The sequence below is a fragment of the Paraburkholderia sacchari genome (genome assembly GCF_000785435.2).
GTDB classification, from domain to species: domain Bacteria; phylum Pseudomonadota; class Gammaproteobacteria; order Burkholderiales; family Burkholderiaceae; genus Paraburkholderia; species Paraburkholderia sacchari.
On record NZ_JTDB02000002.1, the window covers coordinates 341,980 to 358,628 of the forward strand.

At 66.3% G+C, this 16,649-nt stretch carries 16 protein-coding genes; 4 read left to right on the forward strand and 12 right to left on the reverse strand.

Translation table 11 applies throughout. The features are described from left to right. Positions 1–24 precede the first annotated feature (24 nt). From dksA to NH14_RS08355, 7 genes are all read right to left on the reverse strand, one after another. Positions 25–444, reverse strand: a complete 420-nt coding sequence (gene dksA / locus NH14_RS08325) for an RNA polymerase-binding protein DksA (protein ID WP_027815854.1) — start codon at positions 442–444, stop codon at positions 25–27. A gap of 569 nt (positions 445–1,013) precedes the next feature. After that, a complete protein-coding gene (locus NH14_RS08330) occupies positions 1,014–2,102 on the reverse strand; it encodes a CobW family GTP-binding protein (protein ID WP_035523426.1) in 1,089 nt (362 codons plus the stop codon). A gap of 190 nt (positions 2,103–2,292) precedes the next feature. Further along, positions 2,293–3,498 (reverse strand): class I SAM-dependent rRNA methyltransferase, encoded by a 1,206-nt coding sequence (locus NH14_RS08335; protein WP_035523429.1) that lies wholly within the window; start codon positions 3,496–3,498, stop codon positions 2,293–2,295. 71 nt (positions 3,499–3,569) lie between these two features. Further along, a complete protein-coding gene (locus tag NH14_RS08340) occupies positions 3,570–4,526 on the reverse strand; it encodes a tyrosine recombinase XerC (protein ID WP_035523431.1) in 957 nt (318 codons plus the stop codon). A gap of 30 nt (positions 4,527–4,556) precedes the next feature. Continuing rightward, entirely contained in the window at positions 4,557–5,240 is a 684-nt protein-coding gene (locus tag NH14_RS08345; RefSeq protein ID WP_035523433.1) for a DUF484 family protein, read from the reverse strand. 150 nt (positions 5,241–5,390) lie between these two features. After that, the gene (dapF, locus tag NH14_RS08350; RefSeq protein WP_035523436.1) at positions 5,391–6,269 is read right to left on the reverse strand and encodes a diaminopimelate epimerase; all 879 of its coding nucleotides are present in this window, start codon (positions 6,267–6,269) and stop codon (positions 5,391–5,393) included. A 52-nt stretch (positions 6,270–6,321) separates the two neighbouring features. Beyond that, positions 6,322–7,206, reverse strand: a complete 885-nt coding sequence (locus tag NH14_RS08355; RefSeq protein ID WP_035523439.1) for a lipid A biosynthesis lauroyl acyltransferase — start codon at positions 7,204–7,206, stop codon at positions 6,322–6,324. 280 nt (positions 7,207–7,486) lie between these two features. Here NH14_RS08355 and metK point away from each other — a divergent pair, with 280 nt between their 5' ends. Next, positions 7,487–8,674: a methionine adenosyltransferase gene (gene metK / locus NH14_RS08360; RefSeq protein WP_035523442.1), complete on the forward strand. Its 1,188-nt coding sequence runs from the start codon at positions 7,487–7,489 to the stop codon at positions 8,672–8,674. Positions 8,675–8,795: 121 nt separating this feature from the next. Here the strand turns inward: metK and NH14_RS08365 are convergent, their stop codons facing one another. Beyond that, complete coding sequence (locus NH14_RS08365) at positions 8,796–9,155, reverse strand: hypothetical protein (RefSeq protein WP_035523957.1); 360 nt, start codon at positions 9,153–9,155, stop codon at positions 8,796–8,798. A 570-nt stretch (positions 9,156–9,725) separates the two neighbouring features. On the opposite strand from NH14_RS08365, the gene NH14_RS08370 reads away from it, so the two are divergent. Next, on the forward strand, positions 9,726–10,490 hold the full coding sequence (locus tag NH14_RS08370; protein ID WP_035523445.1) for a phytanoyl-CoA dioxygenase family protein: 765 nt from the start codon (positions 9,726–9,728) through the stop codon (positions 10,488–10,490). Between the two features lie 27 nt (positions 10,491–10,517). On the opposite strand, the gene NH14_RS08375 is transcribed toward NH14_RS08370, so the two are convergent. Further along, positions 10,518–10,724, reverse strand: a complete 207-nt coding sequence (locus tag NH14_RS08375) for a DUF3185 family protein (RefSeq protein ID WP_035523960.1) — start codon at positions 10,722–10,724, stop codon at positions 10,518–10,520. A gap of 195 nt (positions 10,725–10,919) precedes the next feature. Between NH14_RS08375 and mgrA the strand changes: the two genes are divergently transcribed. Then, on the forward strand, positions 10,920–11,963 hold the full coding sequence (gene mgrA, locus NH14_RS08380) for an L-glyceraldehyde 3-phosphate reductase (RefSeq protein ID WP_035523448.1): 1,044 nt from the start codon (positions 10,920–10,922) through the stop codon (positions 11,961–11,963). A gap of 172 nt (positions 11,964–12,135) precedes the next feature. Continuing rightward, positions 12,136–13,161 carry a fatty acid desaturase gene (locus NH14_RS08385; RefSeq protein ID WP_052147868.1) on the forward strand — a complete coding sequence of 342 codons (1,026 nt, stop codon included), beginning with the start codon at positions 12,136–12,138 and terminating at the stop codon, positions 13,159–13,161. Positions 13,162–13,287: 126 nt separating this feature from the next. Here the strand turns inward: NH14_RS08385 and NH14_RS08390 are convergent, their stop codons facing one another. The 3 genes from NH14_RS08390 to NH14_RS08400 form a co-directional block, all read right to left on the reverse strand. Further along, on the reverse strand, positions 13,288–13,473 hold the full coding sequence (locus NH14_RS08390) for a hypothetical protein (protein ID WP_035523451.1): 186 nt from the start codon (positions 13,471–13,473) through the stop codon (positions 13,288–13,290). 282 nt (positions 13,474–13,755) lie between these two features. Beyond that, positions 13,756–15,012 (reverse strand): MFS transporter, encoded by a 1,257-nt coding sequence (locus tag NH14_RS08395; protein ID WP_035523453.1) that lies wholly within the window; start codon positions 15,010–15,012, stop codon positions 13,756–13,758. A gap of 110 nt (positions 15,013–15,122) precedes the next feature. After that, entirely contained in the window at positions 15,123–16,589 is a 1,467-nt protein-coding gene (locus NH14_RS08400) for an efflux transporter outer membrane subunit (RefSeq protein ID WP_084225222.1), read from the reverse strand. Positions 16,590–16,649 lie beyond the last annotated feature (60 nt).

The following is a 16,649-nucleotide window of genomic DNA, read 5'->3' on the forward strand; positions in this document are numbered from 1 at the left end:
CCGCGCGGCGGCGCCGGCAGCTAATCAATCGCCGAACAGCTTCTGGCGCAGTTCGCGGCGCTCTTGCGCTTCGAGCGAGAGCGTGGCGGTCGGACGTGCGAGCAGACGCGGAATGCCGATCGGCTCGCCGGTTTCCTCGCACCAACCGTAGTCGCCCGATTCGATGCGCGCGATCGATTGCTGCACCTTCTTCAGCAGCTTGCGCTCTCGGTCGCGCGTGCGCAGTTCGAGCGCATGCTCTTCTTCGATCGTCGCGCGGTCGGCCGGATCCGGCACGATGACCGTTTCGCGCAGATTCTCGGTGGTCTGGCCCGCATTGCGGAGAATTTCCGCCTGCAGCTGTTCGAGCCGGTTCTTGAAGAAGGCGAGCTGATCCTCGTTCATGTAATCCTTGTCGCTCATCTTCAGGATTTCGGCTTCGGTCAAGAGTCGTTTCGTCGTCATCTGGCTTGCTTCTTCAATGAGTGAGGCAAAACTGGCACATCTTGCCTGCACTTTTGTGTTGCCCGCAGTGGCTTCTCCCACATTACCGCGCGCTGTATCGCGCCAATGTGCGCGCCGGCGAACACGGGACGATGAACTGTCGTGACGCCCAAGCGCCGCTGCGGGGCCGAACTCCTCTGGAAACCGTTTTAGATGCTCCTGAGGCATATTTCGTACCGGCTGCGCGCTGCGACGCGATGCGCGGCCGGGGAGGCCATCTCCTGCCGGAATCCGCTGAAAGGGAAATCCCGGGTCGCCTCTCTTTCCAGTGGGGCCGTATTGTAACCGAACCGCAAACTCACGCCGCAAGCGGGAAATTCCCATGTTGGCGGTGCTGTCAACGTTCGATATCCAGAAAATATAACGCGCCCATCGTGAAAAAGCGATGGTCGGGTACGTTATTTGACATGTGCGGCGGAGAAAGGCGATTTTGCGCAGCCGCGCAAGCCAGACGACAACGCCCGGCCATGGGCCGGGCGCTGTGGGAAAGCTGACGAACTAGCCGCGCTGCAGCGCCGCCGCACCTGGTATCAGGCGAGGCAGGCGTCGAGGCCGTCGGTGATGAGGTCCTGCGGCAGCTCGATGCCGATGAACACCATCTTGCTGCCCTTTTTCTCGATGGGCAGCCACTTCGCGGCGAGGTCGCTGCCCATCAACTGGTGCACGCCCTGGAACACCACCTTGCGGTCCACGCCCTTCATGTAGAGCACGCCCTTGTAGCGCAGCAGGCGCTCGCCGTAGATCTGCAGGATGCCGCCGAGGAAGTCCTCCAGGCGGTTCGGATCGAATGGACGGTCGCTGCGGTACACGAACGACTTGATCTTGTCGTCGTGATGCGCGTGATGATGGTGGTGGCCGTGATCGTGGCCTTCGTGGTTGCACTTGCCGTGATCGTGGTCGCATCCGGCGTGATTGTGATCATGAGCGTGCGCGTGATCATGATCGTGATGCGCATGATCGTGATCGTCTTCAGCGAGGAAGTCGGGGTCGATCTCGAGCTTGGCATTCAGATTGAAGCCGCGCAGGTCGAACACTTCCTTGATGTCCGCCTCGCCAAAATTCACCTCGCGGATTTGCGCGCGCGGGTTCATGTGCATCAGGCGATGACGCAGGTCGCCGAGTTCACCGGCGTCGACGAGATCGGCCTTCGTGACGAACAGGCGGTCGGCGAAACCGACCTGGCGCTGCACGACTTCGTGCTCGTCGAGCTGATGGTTGCCGTGCTTGGCGTCGACGAGCGTGATGATGGCGTCGAGCAAAAATTCGCCGGCGATCTCGTTGTCCATGAAGAACGTCTGCGCGACCGGGCCCGGATTCGCGAGGCCTGTGGTCTCGATCACGACGCGGTCGAAATCGAGCTTGCCGTCGCGCTTTTGCTGGGCGAGATCGCCGAGCACGCGTGCGAGGTCGCCACGGATCGTGCAGCAGATGCAGCCGTTGCTCATCTGGATGATCTGCTCCTGGCTGTCCTGCACCAGGATTTCGTTGTCGATGTTCTCTTCGCCGAATTCGTTTTCGATCACGGCGATCTTCATGCCGTGCTGCTCGTTCAGGATGCGCTTGAGCAGGGTGGTTTTGCCGCTGCCGAGAAAGCCGGTCAGGATGGTGACTGGAATCATGCTGTTTGCCTTGAATGCCTGGAATCGGGGTGGATGACGGCCCGTACCGGGCGCCACAGTCGGATCAAACGGGTATTGAAACACATCTGGCGGCAGGGTGCCTGGGTCGGGCATCCAACCCAACGGCAGGGAAATGCAGGGTCCACCGCCTTCCGGCCGGGACCCTGTGTTATTTTCCGCGCGTGTTTTTTTACAGCACTTGCAGCAGCAGCCCCTTCAGATACTCGCCTTCCGGGAAGGCCGTGAGCAGCGGATGATCGACGCCCGCGCCAAGGCGCTTAAGGATGCGCGCATCGACCTTCGCATCGGCGGCCGCGCCCGCGACGATCTTCTGGAACAGCTCCGCATCGATCGCGCCCGAGCACGAATACGTGAACAGCAGGCCGCCCGGGCGCAGCAGCTTGAGGCCCGTCAGGTTGATGTCCTTGTAGGCGCGCGCGGCGCGGTCCACATGCTCGCGCGAGGCCGCGAACTTGGGCGGGTCGAGCACCACGAGGTCGAAGCGCTCGCCCTCTTCGTGCAGACGGCGCAGCGTCTTGAAGGCGTCGGCGTCGAGCCAGGTTGCGCGTGCCGCGTCGAAGCCATTTGCCTCAACGTTCTTCTGCGCCGTGGCGAGCGCCTCGCCCGACGAATCGATCGACACCACGCGCGTGGCGCCGCCCTTCATCGCCGCGAGCGAGAAGCCGCCGGTGTAGCAGAAGCAGTTGAGCACCTCACGGTCTTGCGCGAAGGTCTGCACGAGCGCGCGATTGTCGCGCTGATCGACGTAGAAGCCGGTCTTGTGGCCGTTGCGCACGTCCACGTGATAGCGCACGCCGTTCTCGTTGGTCACGATGGTTTCGGGCGGCTCGTCGCCGGCCAGCAGGCCCGTGATCTGCTCGAGCCCTTCCTTTTCGCGGATCGAGACATCCGAGCGCTCGTACACGTTCGGGCAGCCCGTGGCCGCCGTGAGCGCCGCGACGATCGCTTCCTTCCATGCCTCGACGCCCGCCGCCATGAACTGGCAGACGAGCTGGCCGCGCGCACCTTCCGCGACGTCCTCCTTGTAGTAATCGACGATCACGCCAGGCAGGCCGTCCGCCTCGCCGAAGATCAGGCGCACCGCGCCCGTGCCGCTCACCATCGCCTGGCGATGCGCGACGGCGCGCTGCACGCGGCGCTTGAAGAACGCGTGGTCGATGGGCTCGTTCTCGTCGAAGCTCCAGACGCGCGCGCGGATCTGCGAATGCGGGCTGTAGGCGGCGCGCGCGAGAAAGCGGCCGTCATGCGCGCGCACGATCACGGTCGCGCCGGACGCGGGCTTGCCCTCGACGCGCTCGATGGCGTTGGCGTAGACCCACGGATGGCGGCGCAGCAGGGATTTTTCTTTCGACGGCTTGAGAGTGACGATATTCATGATGGGTTCGATACAAGGGCGGGAGCCCGGTGACGCAGCGATGACACGACAGGGCGAGGCAAGGCTCGCGCTCAGTCGCGCTTTTTGGCGCGTGGATGCGCGGTGTCGTAAACCTTCGCGAGATGCTGGAAATCGAGCGACGTATAGACCTGGGTGGCCGCGATGCTCGCGTGGCCGAGCAACTCCTGCACGGCGCGCAGATCGCCGCTCGACTGCAGCAGATGCGTCGCGAACGAGTGCCGCAGCACGTGCGGATGGACGTTCGCCGGAATGCCGGCGGCGAGCGCGGCGCGCTTTACGCGTTCGCGTACGATGCCCGGCGCCATGCGGTTGCCGCGCACGGAGAGGAACAGCGGGGTGTCGTCGTGCTTGACCCAGCTGCCACGCACGGCGAGCCAGGCGTCGAGCGCTTGCAGCGCCTTCTTGCCGACGGGCACGACGCGATGCCGTCCGCCTTTGCCGTGCACTTCCACTTCGGCGGCGTCGCGCTTGAGCCAGCCTGCCGATTCGTAGCCGTCGCGCTTCACGTAGCGCGCGTCGAGCCCCACGAGTTCGGCGAGGCGCAGCCCCGACGAGTAGAAGAGTTCGAGCATGGCATGGTCGCGCAGCGCCTCGATGCTGCCGGCTGCGTTTTCGCCGGTTTGGGCGGAAACGCTAGCGCTGGGCGCATCCATGAGCTTCATGGTGTCGTCGACGGAGAGCGCCTTTGGCAGCGTCTTCTCGCGCTTGGGCGCTCGCACCGCCGCCACCGGATTCGCGTCGAGGGCGATGCGGCCCGCGAGCCAGCGGTAGAACGCACGCCAGACCGAGAGCCGGTGCGCGATCGAGCGCGCCGAGAGGCCGCCCGCGTGGGCGCGCACGGCGGCGCCGCGCACTTCGACGGACGTGACCTTTTCGAGCGGCCTGCCGTTCGCGAGCTTCTTGAGCTCGGCGAGCTCGTGCGCATAGCCGCGCAGCGTGTGCGCCGAAAGCCGGCGCACGTGCTCGAGTTCATCGAGATAGTCGGCGATCGGGTCGGTTGGGTTCACTGGTGCGGCCTGAGCGTGGGTGCGGTCGCTTCAATGCGGCAGCAGCCGCGTGAGCCCCGCGCTCGCGAGCGTGCCGATCTTGCGCAGCAAATCGGTGGCCATGCCGTCGTGAAAGCGGCGCGGGTCGGGCGAGCCCAGCACCAGCAAGCCGAACGCCTCGCCGCTTGGATCGCGCTCTTCGGCGCTCACGCGCCGGCGCAGCGCGATGATCGCCACCGACTGCGGCTCGCCCGCGTCGCCATCGAGCCATTGCGCCGCTTCGAAGCCGGTGTTCACGCCGCAGTACGGCACTTCGAGGCTGTTGGCGAAGAGGCGCACTTCCTCGCCCGTGTGCTTCGCGAAGCTCGCCTGCGCATAGGCATCGGCCACTTCCCACAGGCGCAGCGCCGCCTGCGGCACGTCGAACTCCTGGCGCAGCTGCTCGGCGATCAGGCGCGGCAGCGCGTGCGGGTCGCGCTCGGCGAGTACATGCGCCACCCAGTGCACCGTCTTGGCGGAGAGCGTGTCGTTTTCGTGGCCGTAGCGCAGCAATTCGGAAAGGCGCCGCTCCAGATGCTTGTTCTTCTCGCGCAGCATCTCCATCTGGCGCTCCTGCAGGGACACGGCAGCTTTGCCGTGAGGATTGCCGAGCTTGATGGTGGCCAGCAGTTCGGCGTGCTCAACGAAAAAATCGGGATTGGCGAGCAGGTAGTCGGCGACTTCGCGATCGTTCATGTTGGTGGCGCGTTCGATGAAGAGGCGGCGCGCGCGAGGCGCGCCTGCGTGAATCGGGTGATGCCGATGTTGCCCTGATGTTGCCCTGATATTGCCGGTCTCGCCGGAACTGCGGCGATACGGCAACTAATCTGCGGCGAAGAACAAACGTCAGTTCGACAACGCGTCGGCGAGTTCGATCTCGCCTTCGAAGACCGTCGCGGCCGGGCCCGCCATCGTCAGCGCGGCGGATTCGTCGCGCGCGCCGTCCCAGGCGATCGTGAGCAAGCCGCCGTGCGTATGCACTTTCACGGGCGAATCGAGCAGGCCGCGGCGGATGCCGGCCGCCACCGCCGCGCACGCGCCCGTGCCGCACGCGAGCGTTTCGCCCGCGCCGCGCTCGTAGACGCGCAGCCGCACCTCATGGCGCGAGACGATCTGCATGAAGCCCGCGTTCACCTTGTTCGGAAAGCGCGGGTGCGCCTCGATCACGGGGCCGTCGGCGAGCACGGCGAACGCTTCGGCGTCGTCGACCACCTGCACCGCGTGCGGATTGCCCATCGACACCGCCGAGATCCAGCGCGTCTGGCCGTTCACTTCGAGCGGCCAGAGCGTGTCGTTGCCTTCGCGGCGGCTTTCGAGGCCGCTTGCGTCGAACGGCACGTCCGACGGCTCGAATACCGGGCTGCCCATGTCGACCACGACTTCGCCGTTGTCCTGCATGACGAGCGTGATTACGCCTTTTTGCACTTGCACGCGCACGCGGTTGGCGTCCGTGAGCTTGCGGTCGCGCACGAATTTCACGAAGCAGCGCGCGCCGTTGCCGCAGTGCTCGACCTCGCCGCCGTCGCAATTGAAGATGCGATAGCGGAAGTCGACGCCTTCGATGGTGGGCTTTTCGACCAGCAGCAACTGGTCGGCGCCCACGCCGAAGTGGCGGTTGGCGAGCGCCCGCACGCGCTCGGGCGTGAGCGCGATGGGCTGGCTATAGCCGTCGAGCACGACGAAGTCGTTGCCGGCGCCGTGCATCTTGGTGAACTTGAGTTTCATCCCGTTATTGTAAGCGACGCGCGGGCGTTCGCCCGCGCGCTGTCCGCTGCTATCAATACACGCTCGGCTCGCCGGGCGGGCGCGTCTTGAAGCGCTTGTGAACCCAGTAGTACTGCTCGGGAATGCGCGGAATCTGCTCTTCGAGGAAGGCGTTCATGCGGCGCGCGTCCTGTTCGTCATCGCCGGTGGGGTAGTGGTCCCAAGGTTTGAAGACTTTGAGCCGATAACCCTTGTAATTGGGCAGCACTTCGCCGATGAACGGCACGACCTGCGCGCGGCCCACCTTGGCGAGACGGCCCACGGCGGTCAGCGTGCACGCGGGCACGCCGAAGAACGGCACGAAGGTCGAGTTGCGCATGCCGTAGTCCATGTCCGCGCCGAGCATCACGGGTTTTTTGTCGCGCAGCCAGCGCAGCACGATGCGCGCGGAGTCCGCGCGGCTTTCCATCTCGGCGCCGAAGCGGCTGCGGCCCGCCTTCGCGGCGGCTTCGAATTCGGGGTTCGAAAACGGCTGATAGAGCGAGCCGCACGGGCGATGCAGCGAGTAATTGAGGAACATCGAGCCCGCTTCGATGCCGACGAAGTGCAGCCCGAGAAACAGCGTAGGCGGCAAGTTGGGATCGGTGAGGTCGATATCGCTGTCGAGTTCGATCAGCTTTTCCAGCTTTTGCGCGCTGCCGAACCACTGCACGCTGCGCTCGATGTAGCTGCGGATCGCGTGGCGAAAGTGCAGGCCGGCGACTTCCTCGCGCTTTTCGTCGCTCCACTCGGGAAAGCACAGGCGCAGGTTGGTGTGGACGACGCGCTTGCGGCTGCTCGGGATCTGATAGAGCAGCCAGCCGAGGCCGTCGCCGAAACGGGCGACGAGTCCATAGGGCAGGATCGCGAACAGCTTGAGCAAGCCAATAGCGAGGCGGGAGCCGAGCTTAGCGAGCATGCATGGCCCCCATGGCATGCGCGGATAAATTGAACGCTGCGTTGGTTAGCACGCGGTATGACTCTGCGGCAAATTAGGGAAGCCGCTATAATAAGGGCTTCGCCGAGTTAATAGACAACTTGCGGGGCGAAGCCGGTTGCCATGCAGCCATCAGCGTCGGATGTTTCCGGCGCGGTGCGTGGGCAAACCGGGCAGGTAATCCGCTAAAGCGTCGCCGCTTCAAAGCTCCCGAAGTTGGCTACGTGAATATAACCGTCACCAGCTACAAGGAGCCTGACACGTGGCAAACGATTATTTCTTCACTTCCGAATCCGTCTCCGAAGGCCATCCGGACAAGGTCGCCGACCAGATCTCGGACGCGATCCTCGACGCCATCCTCACGCAGGACAAATACTCGCGCGTTGCGGCTGAAACGCTGTGCAACACGGGTCTCGTCGTGCTCGCCGGTGAAATCACCACCACGGCCAACGTCGACTACATCCAGGTCGCGCGCGACACGATCAAGCGCATCGGCTACGACAACACCGATTACGGCATCGACTACCGCGGCTGCGCGGTGCTCGTCGCCTACGACAAGCAGTCGCCGGACATCGCCCAGGGCGTGGACCGCGCGCACGACAACAACCTCGACCAAGGCGCGGGCGACCAGGGCCTGATGTTCGGCTATGCGTGCGACGAAACTCCCGAACTGATGCCGCTGCCGATCCACCTCTCGCACCGCCTGGTCGAGCGCCAGTCGAACCTGCGCCGCGACGGCCGTCTGCCCTGGCTGCGCCCGGACGCGAAGTCGCAGGTCACCGTGCGCTATGTGGACGGCAAGCCGCATGCGATCGACACCGTCGTGCTCTCCACGCAGCACTCGCCCGAAACCGACCTCGCCACGCTGCGCGAAGCCGTGATCGAAGAGATCATCAAGCCGGTTCTGCCGCGCGAGCTTATCAAGGGCGACATCAAGTTCCTCGTGAACCCGACCGGCCGCTTCGTGATCGGCGGTCCGCAGGGCGATTGCGGTCTTACGGGCCGCAAGATCATCGTCGATACCTACGGCGGCGCCGCGCCGCATGGCGGCGGTGCGTTCTCGGGCAAGGATCCGTCGAAGGTCGACCGTTCGGCTGCTTACGCGGGCCGCTACGTGGCCAAGAACATCGTGGCCGCCGGGCTTGCCTCGCGCTGCCTGATCCAGGTCTCGTACGCGATCGGCGTGGCCGAGCCCACCTCGGTCATGGTCAACACGTTCGGCACGGGCAAGGTCTCGGACGCCACCATCACGAAGCTCGTTCGCGAGCACTTCGACCTGCGTCCGAAGGGCATCATCCAGATGCTCGACCTGCTGCGTCCGGTCTACGAAAAGACCGCGGCATATGGTCACTTCGGTCGCGAAGAGCCGGAATTCTCGTGGGAAGCCACGGACAAGGCGCTCGCATTGGCCGAAGCCGCGGGCACGGAACCCGTGGGCGCGCTCGCGTAAGCCTTACACATGAAGACACGAAGGCCGGCGCGCTCGCCGGCCCTGGTTGGCCTCGTATGAAGAAAAACCCCGCCAGGGCGCATGCCCCAGCGGGGTTTTTCGTATCTGGCGCGGGGTTTTGTCAGCGCATGGCGAAGCCGAACCAGCCCGTGCTGCTGGCGCCCATGCGGCGCGGGCGGCGGGCGTTGCGCGCCGTGTGCACGGTGGCGGGCGCCGCGAGCGCGCGCAGCGTCGCGTTCGGACGGTACAGCAGCGTGCGCAGCGAGAAGTGGCGTGCGCCCGCGCGCAGGCGCAGCACTGAGAAGAATGAATGGAACCAGGTGCGCATGCCGTCCACGGCGCGGGCGTCGCGCACCTGCTGCGCGAGCGCGCGCGTGCGCGCGGCGTGATGGCGCAGGGCGCGCACGACGTGACGGCGAGCGGGGCGTGCCGCTTTCAGGGCGGCATGGGTCATGCGGCGGGTGCTGAAAAGGGTGTGCATAGCGTGTGCGGTGTCAGGTTCGGAGTGCGCCTTGCGCGAGGCTTCGCGCGGCACATCGATTCGAGCAGCAAACGTGCCCGTTTACACGACGGCCACGGTAACGGGAATCACGGGATGGTTCGTACGGAGCGTATGACGCCGACGGCGGCGCATCGGAGCGGACCGCGGGCTCATGCCTCGCGCAGCGCTGGCGCATGGTCGGATATCGCGCGGCCTTGATGGACAGGGCTTCTTCGGCGGCCCGCGCGCGCGATCGGTGTTCTGGGTGTTGAAACTGCATGCGCGCAGACTACACGCGAATCATGACGCCCGAAAGTCGGTTTATACCCGCGCTTGCTCATGTTTGAGGCAGATCTCCGTGGTCGTGATGTAGCTGCGCCGTCGCGCCCTTTATCGCCATCGCGGTGCATTTGCATCAGGGTTGTGCGCGGACACCCCTTCCGCGTGCGCGCGCACGTTTTACAATCGAGCGATTGGCGCGCGCGAAGTCAGAACAAATTGAACCCGCGCCGCCGTTGCCGCAGCCTTTCATGGATGCGGTCCTCGCAGGCCTCGAACAACGGAAGTCCCATGTCAGTCCAATCCAAAAAGGAACAGGTGCAGGCGCTGCGCGAGCGCGGTTTCGTGGTCGTGCCGGGGCTCGTCTCGCCTGAGCGGTGCGACGAACTCAAGCGCGTGGCGCAGGAGCAATTGCACGCGGCCGCTGCGCCGCTCGAATTCGAAGCCGATCTGCGTTATCCCGGCGCGCCGGAGTCGAAAGACTCGCCTGGCGGCCATACGGTGCGCCGCCTGCTCGATGCGTACGCACGCCATCCGCGCTTTCGCGAGTGGGCGACCTCGCCTGAGATCGCCGGCTGGATGGAGCTGTATTTCGGCGAAGAGCCGGTGCTCTCGCGCGCCCATCACAACTGCATGATGACCAAGCACCCCATGTACGGCAGCCTCACCGGCTGGCATCGCGACTCGCGCTACTGGTCGTTCGAGCGCGACGATCTGGTGTCGGTGTGGCTCGCGCTGGGGAACGAGACGGTCGAGAACGGCGGGCTGTGGTTCGTGCCGGGCTCGCACACGGAGCCGTTCACCTCGGAGCGTTTCGACGCCGCGAAATTCTTCCGCGCTGACCTGCCCGAGAACCAGGCGTGGATCGAGCGTGCGACGTCGCCCACGCTCAAGGCAGGCGACGTCGTGTTCTTCCACTGCAATACGCTGCACTCGGCGGGCCAGAACCTGAGCGGCGACGTGAAGTTCTCGCTCGTGTTCACCTACCACGGCGCGAGCAACGTGCCGCTGCCGGGCACGCGCTCGGCCTCGCTGGCCGAGGTGAAGCTGGTGTGAGCCCCGGGCACGCGGGGCGCCGCGCGTCTAGCGCCGGCGCCCGGAAACCGCGAGACCGGTAATGCCGGCGATGGTCGCGGCCACGCCGGCCGCGATCAGGACCATCGTGCGGTCGGTGGGCGCGCCGGTGACGAGGCGCGAGACGTCGTTCGACAACGAGTGAAACGACTGGCCGCCAAAGTAGAGCAGCACGACGCCGCAGGCGATCAGCGCGAACGAAATCGCTTTGACCATGAAGACCTCCCGGGGTATGACGAACGCCGCAGTGTAGGCGAGCGTCGCCGCGGCGTCCATCCGCGAGTCCCACATGGTGGGCATCTGCAGCCTGCGTGCGGATTGGCTACCATGACAACCCCGCGCACTTGCCGGACTCATGCCGGACTCAATTGGGGACCCTGTTATCCCCTCATTTCGTCGAGGATTCGAACCATGGCCTACGAAGCCGCTGCTGAACGTTATTCGGAGATGCAATACCGCTTTTGCGGCAAGTCGGGACTCAAGCTGCCTGCGCTGTCGCTCGGGTTGTGGCACAACTTCGGCGACACCACGCCGATTGCGACGCAGCGCGAAATCCTGCGCACGGCCTTCGATCTCGGCATCACGCACTTCGATCTCGCGAACAATTATGGCCCGCCCTACGGCAGCGCCGAAACCAATTTCGGCCGCATTTTCCGGGACGATTTCCGCCCTTATCGCGACGAGCTGCTGATCTCGTCGAAGGCTGGCTGGGACATGTGGCCGGGCCCCTACGGCCAGGGCGGCGGCTCGCGCAAGTACGTGCTCGCGAGCCTCGATCAGAGCCTGAAGCGCATGGGCCTCGATTACGTCGATATCTTCTACTCGCACCGCTTCGACGTGGAGACGCCGCTGGAGGAAACCGCCGGCGCGCTCGCCACGGCGGTTCAGCAGGGTAAGGCGCTCTATGTGGGCATCTCGTCGTATTCGGCGGCGAAGACGCGCGAGATGGCGAAGCTGCTGGCCGAATACAAGGTGCCGCTGCTGATCCATCAGCCTTCGTACAACATGCTCAATCGCTGGATCGAGCACGAACTGCTCGACACGCTCGAAAGTCTCGGCACGGGCAGCATCGCGTTCACGCCGCTCGCGCAGGGCCTGCTCACGAACAAGTATCTGAACGGCGTGCCCGAAGATGCGCGCGTGAACCGGCCGGGCGGCGGCTCGCTCAAGGGCGAGCACCTGAGCGCGCAGAACATCGAGCACGTACGCAAGCTCAACGAGCTCGCGCAGCGGCGTGGCCAGAGCCTCGCGCAGATGGCGATCGCGTGGACGCTGCGCGGCGGCCGCGTGACCTCCGCGCTGATCGGCGCGAGCCGCGCGGAGCAGGTGCGCGAGAACGTCGCCGCGCTGAAGAACCTCGAGTTCTCGCAGGAGGAGCTTGCGGAGATCGATCGCCATGCGACCGAAGGCGGCGTGAACCTGTGGGAGAAGCCGTCGACGGATCAGCACATCTGAAGGCGCGCGAGTTCGCTCATTGAGCGGCCGCGTCTTGAAGAACCGCTTCGCTTCGCGCGAGGCGGTTTTTTTTCGCCGACAGATTTGCCCGCCCGTCCGGCACGTCTGCACGTCTTGGGCCTGTCATGCGGCGCTGCTAACGTCGCGGCAGTTTTGGCCCCAAGGAGTGCCGATGGAGTCCGCGAGCGCCATTCGTCCCGTATCCGCCGATACCGAAGCGCCGTCCGCAGCGCCGTACGCAGCGCAGGCGTTGCGGCGCGCACCGCATGTGGGAGCGAATATCACGCTCATTGCCGTGGCCGGATTGGCGCTTGCGCATCAGCTATTTGGCTTGCCGCTGCTTCTGCGTGCGGCGGGGGGATCATCGCTCACGCTTTGGCTGTCGCTCCTGCCAGTCGTGCTCATTGTGCTTGCCACGCCGATCCACTGGGGTTTGATCCACGAGGGCATCCACGGGCAATTGCTTCCCTCGCGGCGCGCCAACGAAGCCGTTGCACGCCTGCTATCGATTAGCCTGGCGATTCCATTCGACGCGGTACGCTTCGGACACCTGATGCATCACCGCTTCACGCGCGAGGCGTTCGATCGTCCCGATGTCGACGATGCGCGCGGCCCGCGCTGGCTGCGCCGCGCCGCGTGGTATGCGAGGCTGCTGGGCGGGCTCTACGTGGCCGAGTTGTGCGCGCCATTGCTGGCGTTCGTGCCGGCGCGCATGGCGCAGACGCTGGTCGTGCGCGGTGTGGGTGCGCATGGCGCCGACGGGCAGGTCGTGCAGCGGCTTTTCGGCAACCACGCCGCCGATCCCGTGAGGCGTCGCCGTGCGCGACGCGATGCGTTTGGCTCGCTCGCGCTTTACGGGTTCGCCTTCGCGCTCTACGGGAAGGCGTGGCCGGTGCTGCTGGTGACGATGTATCTGCGCGGGCTATGGCTTTCGCTCGCCGACAATCTGCCGCATTACGGCGTGGCCCTCGACGAACCGGGCCGTGCGCGCGATTTTCGCGTGCCGCGCGGGGTGGGCGTGCTGCTCATGAACCATCACCTGCATCGCCAGCATCATCTGCATCCGATGCTGCCTTGGGTGGCATTGCCCGCGCTCGCGCGCGCCGAAGCGGCAGCGTCAATGCACGCGCGCGCGCCCTATTGGCGCGCGGCGCTGCGGCAGTTCAGGGGATTGCAGAGGGGCGTCGGAGCGCGCTAACAGATGCGGGGAAAACGCAAAGGCGAGTGCGGCCGGTACCGATACGCATCGACGCCGTTCGACGTCGAGCGAACGGCGCAGCGCAGACGAAAAGCGAATCGCGAGTGGGAGCGCAGCGTCGTGGCGCTACATCAGCACGGGCAGTGTTTCCACCAGCGCAACGGCGCATAGCGCGCCGATCAACGCGCCGATTACCCGCAGCGTGTTGTGCTTGAATTCGGTTGCGCAGGGCACCGCGCCGAGGAAGAGCGCACCGGCCAGGGCCATCGGGATGATCATCACGAAGTCGCCGATCGTGAAATAGCCTTCCATGCTCGTCTCCTGTCCCATGCTAGTGGGTCATATCGGCCATCGCAGTGATCGGGCACTGTGCGCCACTGAGGCTGCGGGCCTCAATCGAGTATAGGAGAGGCTAGCGAAGAGGGCGGAATCCATGCCCAGCCGCCGCGCAGGCTGTGCGGTCCGCGGTCCCGTCTGGCGGCGCTTTGCGGCAGTGCGCGCAATGCAGCGCGCAAAACACGGGTTGCCGGCGAATATTACGTTTAGCTTTCGTTTGATGGTGTGGAGACTCAAACGCATGGCCCGTCTCCAGCATCAGGCCGCTCCGGCGCGCTCCCGTTCACGTAGCCGCCACGCTCCGGCCAGCCCCGCGACGAGCAGCGCCACGACGAGCCCCGCCACGCCGCCCCAGCCCAGACTGGCCCAGAAGTGTCCGCCGATTGACCCCATGATGCTGGAGCCGAGGTAATACGCGAGCAGGTAGAGCGCCGCGGCCTGGCCCTTCGCTTCGCGCGCGAGGCGGCCGACCCAGCCGCTGGCCACCGCATGCCCCGCGAAGAAACCGATGGTGAGGCAGCAGATGCCGGCCACGATCATGCCGAGCGGCGCGAACATCGTGAGCACGACGCCCGCGAGCATCAGCACGATCGCGGCGATCAGCACGGGCGAGCGGCCGAACTTGTCGGCCATGCGGCCCGACCATGGCGAGGCCACCACGCCGGTCAGATAAACGACGAAGATCGCGCCGATGGCGGCCTGGCTCATGTTGTAGGGCGGCGCGATCAGCCGGTAGCCGATGTAGTTGTAGAGCGTGACGAAGCTGCCCATCAGCACGAAGCCCAGCGCGAACAGCATGGGCAGGCCGGGCCGCGCGAAATGACGCATGAGCGCCGCGCGGTGATGGGCGAAGCCGAGGCCGCTTCTCGGCGCGAAATGGCGCGAGGGCGGCAGCAGCGCACGAAACGCGAACATCGAGGCGAGCCCGAGCACGCCGATTACGGCCACGGCCACGCGCCAGCCGAACAGGTCGGTGCAGATGCCGGTGATCACGCGCCCCGCCATTCCGCCGATGGCCGTGCCGCCCACGTAGAGGCCCATCGAGAGGCCGAGGCCGTCGGGGTGCATCTCTTCGGCGAGCCACGCCATGGCGACCGCGGGCACGCCGCCGAGCGCGATGCCCTCTAGCGTGCGCAGCAGGAGCAGCGTCTGCCAGTGGGGCACGAACGCCACCGCGAGCGTGAGCAGGGAGGAGACGGTGAGCGACGCGGTCATCATGCCGCGCCGGCTCCAGCCTTCGGAGACGAAACCCGCCACGAAGATCGCGCAGGCGAGCGCCGCCGTGGTGAACGAGAGCGCGAGGCTGCTCTGCGCGGGGCTCACGCCGAACGCCTGCGAGAACGCGGGCAGCAGCGGCTGCACGCAATAGAGCAGCGAAAACGTGGCGTAGCCCGCGAACAGCAGTGCGAGGCTCGCGCGCCAGAACGCGGGCGTGCCGCGTTCGATATAGGGAATGGTGGATGGCGCGGCGCCGGGCGCGATGGTGTTGCGCCCGGCGCCCGATGATGCAGTCACGACTCGAACTCCTCGTGCAAATTGGCAAACGCGGGCAAAGGCGCAACGATACGCCTTCCGCACGATCCATGCCTTGCCCGATTGCAGGCCCGCAGGCCTGCCGCGCCGCTTTATGGCGGCGTACCGCCGTTCGCGGCGTCGCGCGGATGCGCGAGCGCGTCGTCGGTGGGCAGCGCCGCCGTGCTCCAGCCGCCGCCCAACGCCTTCACGAGTGCGACGCTTGCCGCGAGACGCCGGCGCGCGATGTTCACGGCCTGGCGCTCGTTGGTGAGCGCCGTGGTTTGCGCGGCCACCACGTCGAGATAAGTGATCGCACCGCTCTTGTAGCGGTTCTCGACGATCGCGAGCGTGCGCTTCGCTGCGTGCACCGCGCGGTCCTGCGCGACGGCCTCCTGTTCGAGCACGCGCAGGGCCGCGAGGTTGTCCTCGACCTGGCCGAATGCATCGAGCACGGTCTCGCGATACTGCGCGACGTTCTCGTCGTATTGCGCGCGCGCCGCGTCGCGCACGGCGGCGCGGCCGCCGAAGTCGAGCAGCGTGCCGGCGAGCGCCGGGCCGAGCGACCAGAAGCGCGCGGGCGCGACGAGCCACTGGCTATAGTTGGTCGCCTCCAGCCCGCCCGTGACCGCGAGCATCAGGCTCGGGAAGAACGCTGCCTGCGCCACGCCCACCTGAGCATTGGCGGCGGCCACGCGGCGCTCGGCGGCGGCGATGTCGGGACGGCGCTCCAGCAGCGTCGACGGCACACCAGGCGGCGCGACGAGCGCCTGCGCGGTGAGCGGCGCGCCGGGCAGCACGGGCAGCGCGAAGGTGGAGGGCGACTGCCCCGTGAGAATCGCAATGGCGTGTTCGAGCTGCGCGCGCTGCACGCCCAGATCGATCGCCTGCGCCTCGGTGGTCTGCAATTGCGTCTGCGCCTGGCCCACATCGGCGTCGGTGGCAATGCCGCCGTCGTAGCGGTGCTGCGTGAGCGCGAGCGACTCGCGGTAGGCGGCGAGCGTGTCTTCGAGCAGCTGGCGTTCGCGGTCGAGGCCGCGCAGCTCGAAGTAGTCGGTCGCAAGCTCGGCCTGCATCGAGAGCAGCACCGCCTGCATGTCGGCGGCGCTCGCCTGCGCGTTGGCCTGCGCGCTTTCCACGCCGCGCGCGACGCGGCCCCAGACGTCGGGCTCCCAGGTGGCGTCGAGGCCCACGAGATAGTCGTTGATCGTGCGGCCCGCCGTCGACTTGAACTCGATGTTCTGCGAGGTCCGCGTGCGCGTGAAGCCCACGCCCGCCGTCACAGTCGGGAAAAAAGCCGAGCGCTGCTGGGCGACGTTCGCGCGCGCGGCGCGAAAGTGCGCTTGCGCGGCCTGCACGTTCTGGTTCGCCTGCTCGACCTGCGCTTCGAGCGCGTCCAGTTGCGCGTCGCCGTAGATCGACCACCAGGCGCCGCGCGGCGCCGTGTCGGCGGGTTGCGCGCTCGTCCAGCCGGTGCCTTCGAGTTCCTTGTAGGTGGCGGCGACGCCGATCTGCGGGCGCACATAGTCGGGGCCGACCTTGCAGCCCGCGAGCGCGGCGCTGAGCGCAACGCCGAGCATCGCGCAGCGCAACGGGCCGCACCGCGCGAAAGCGTTGGAGGCGACGGTGCGCGGCACAGC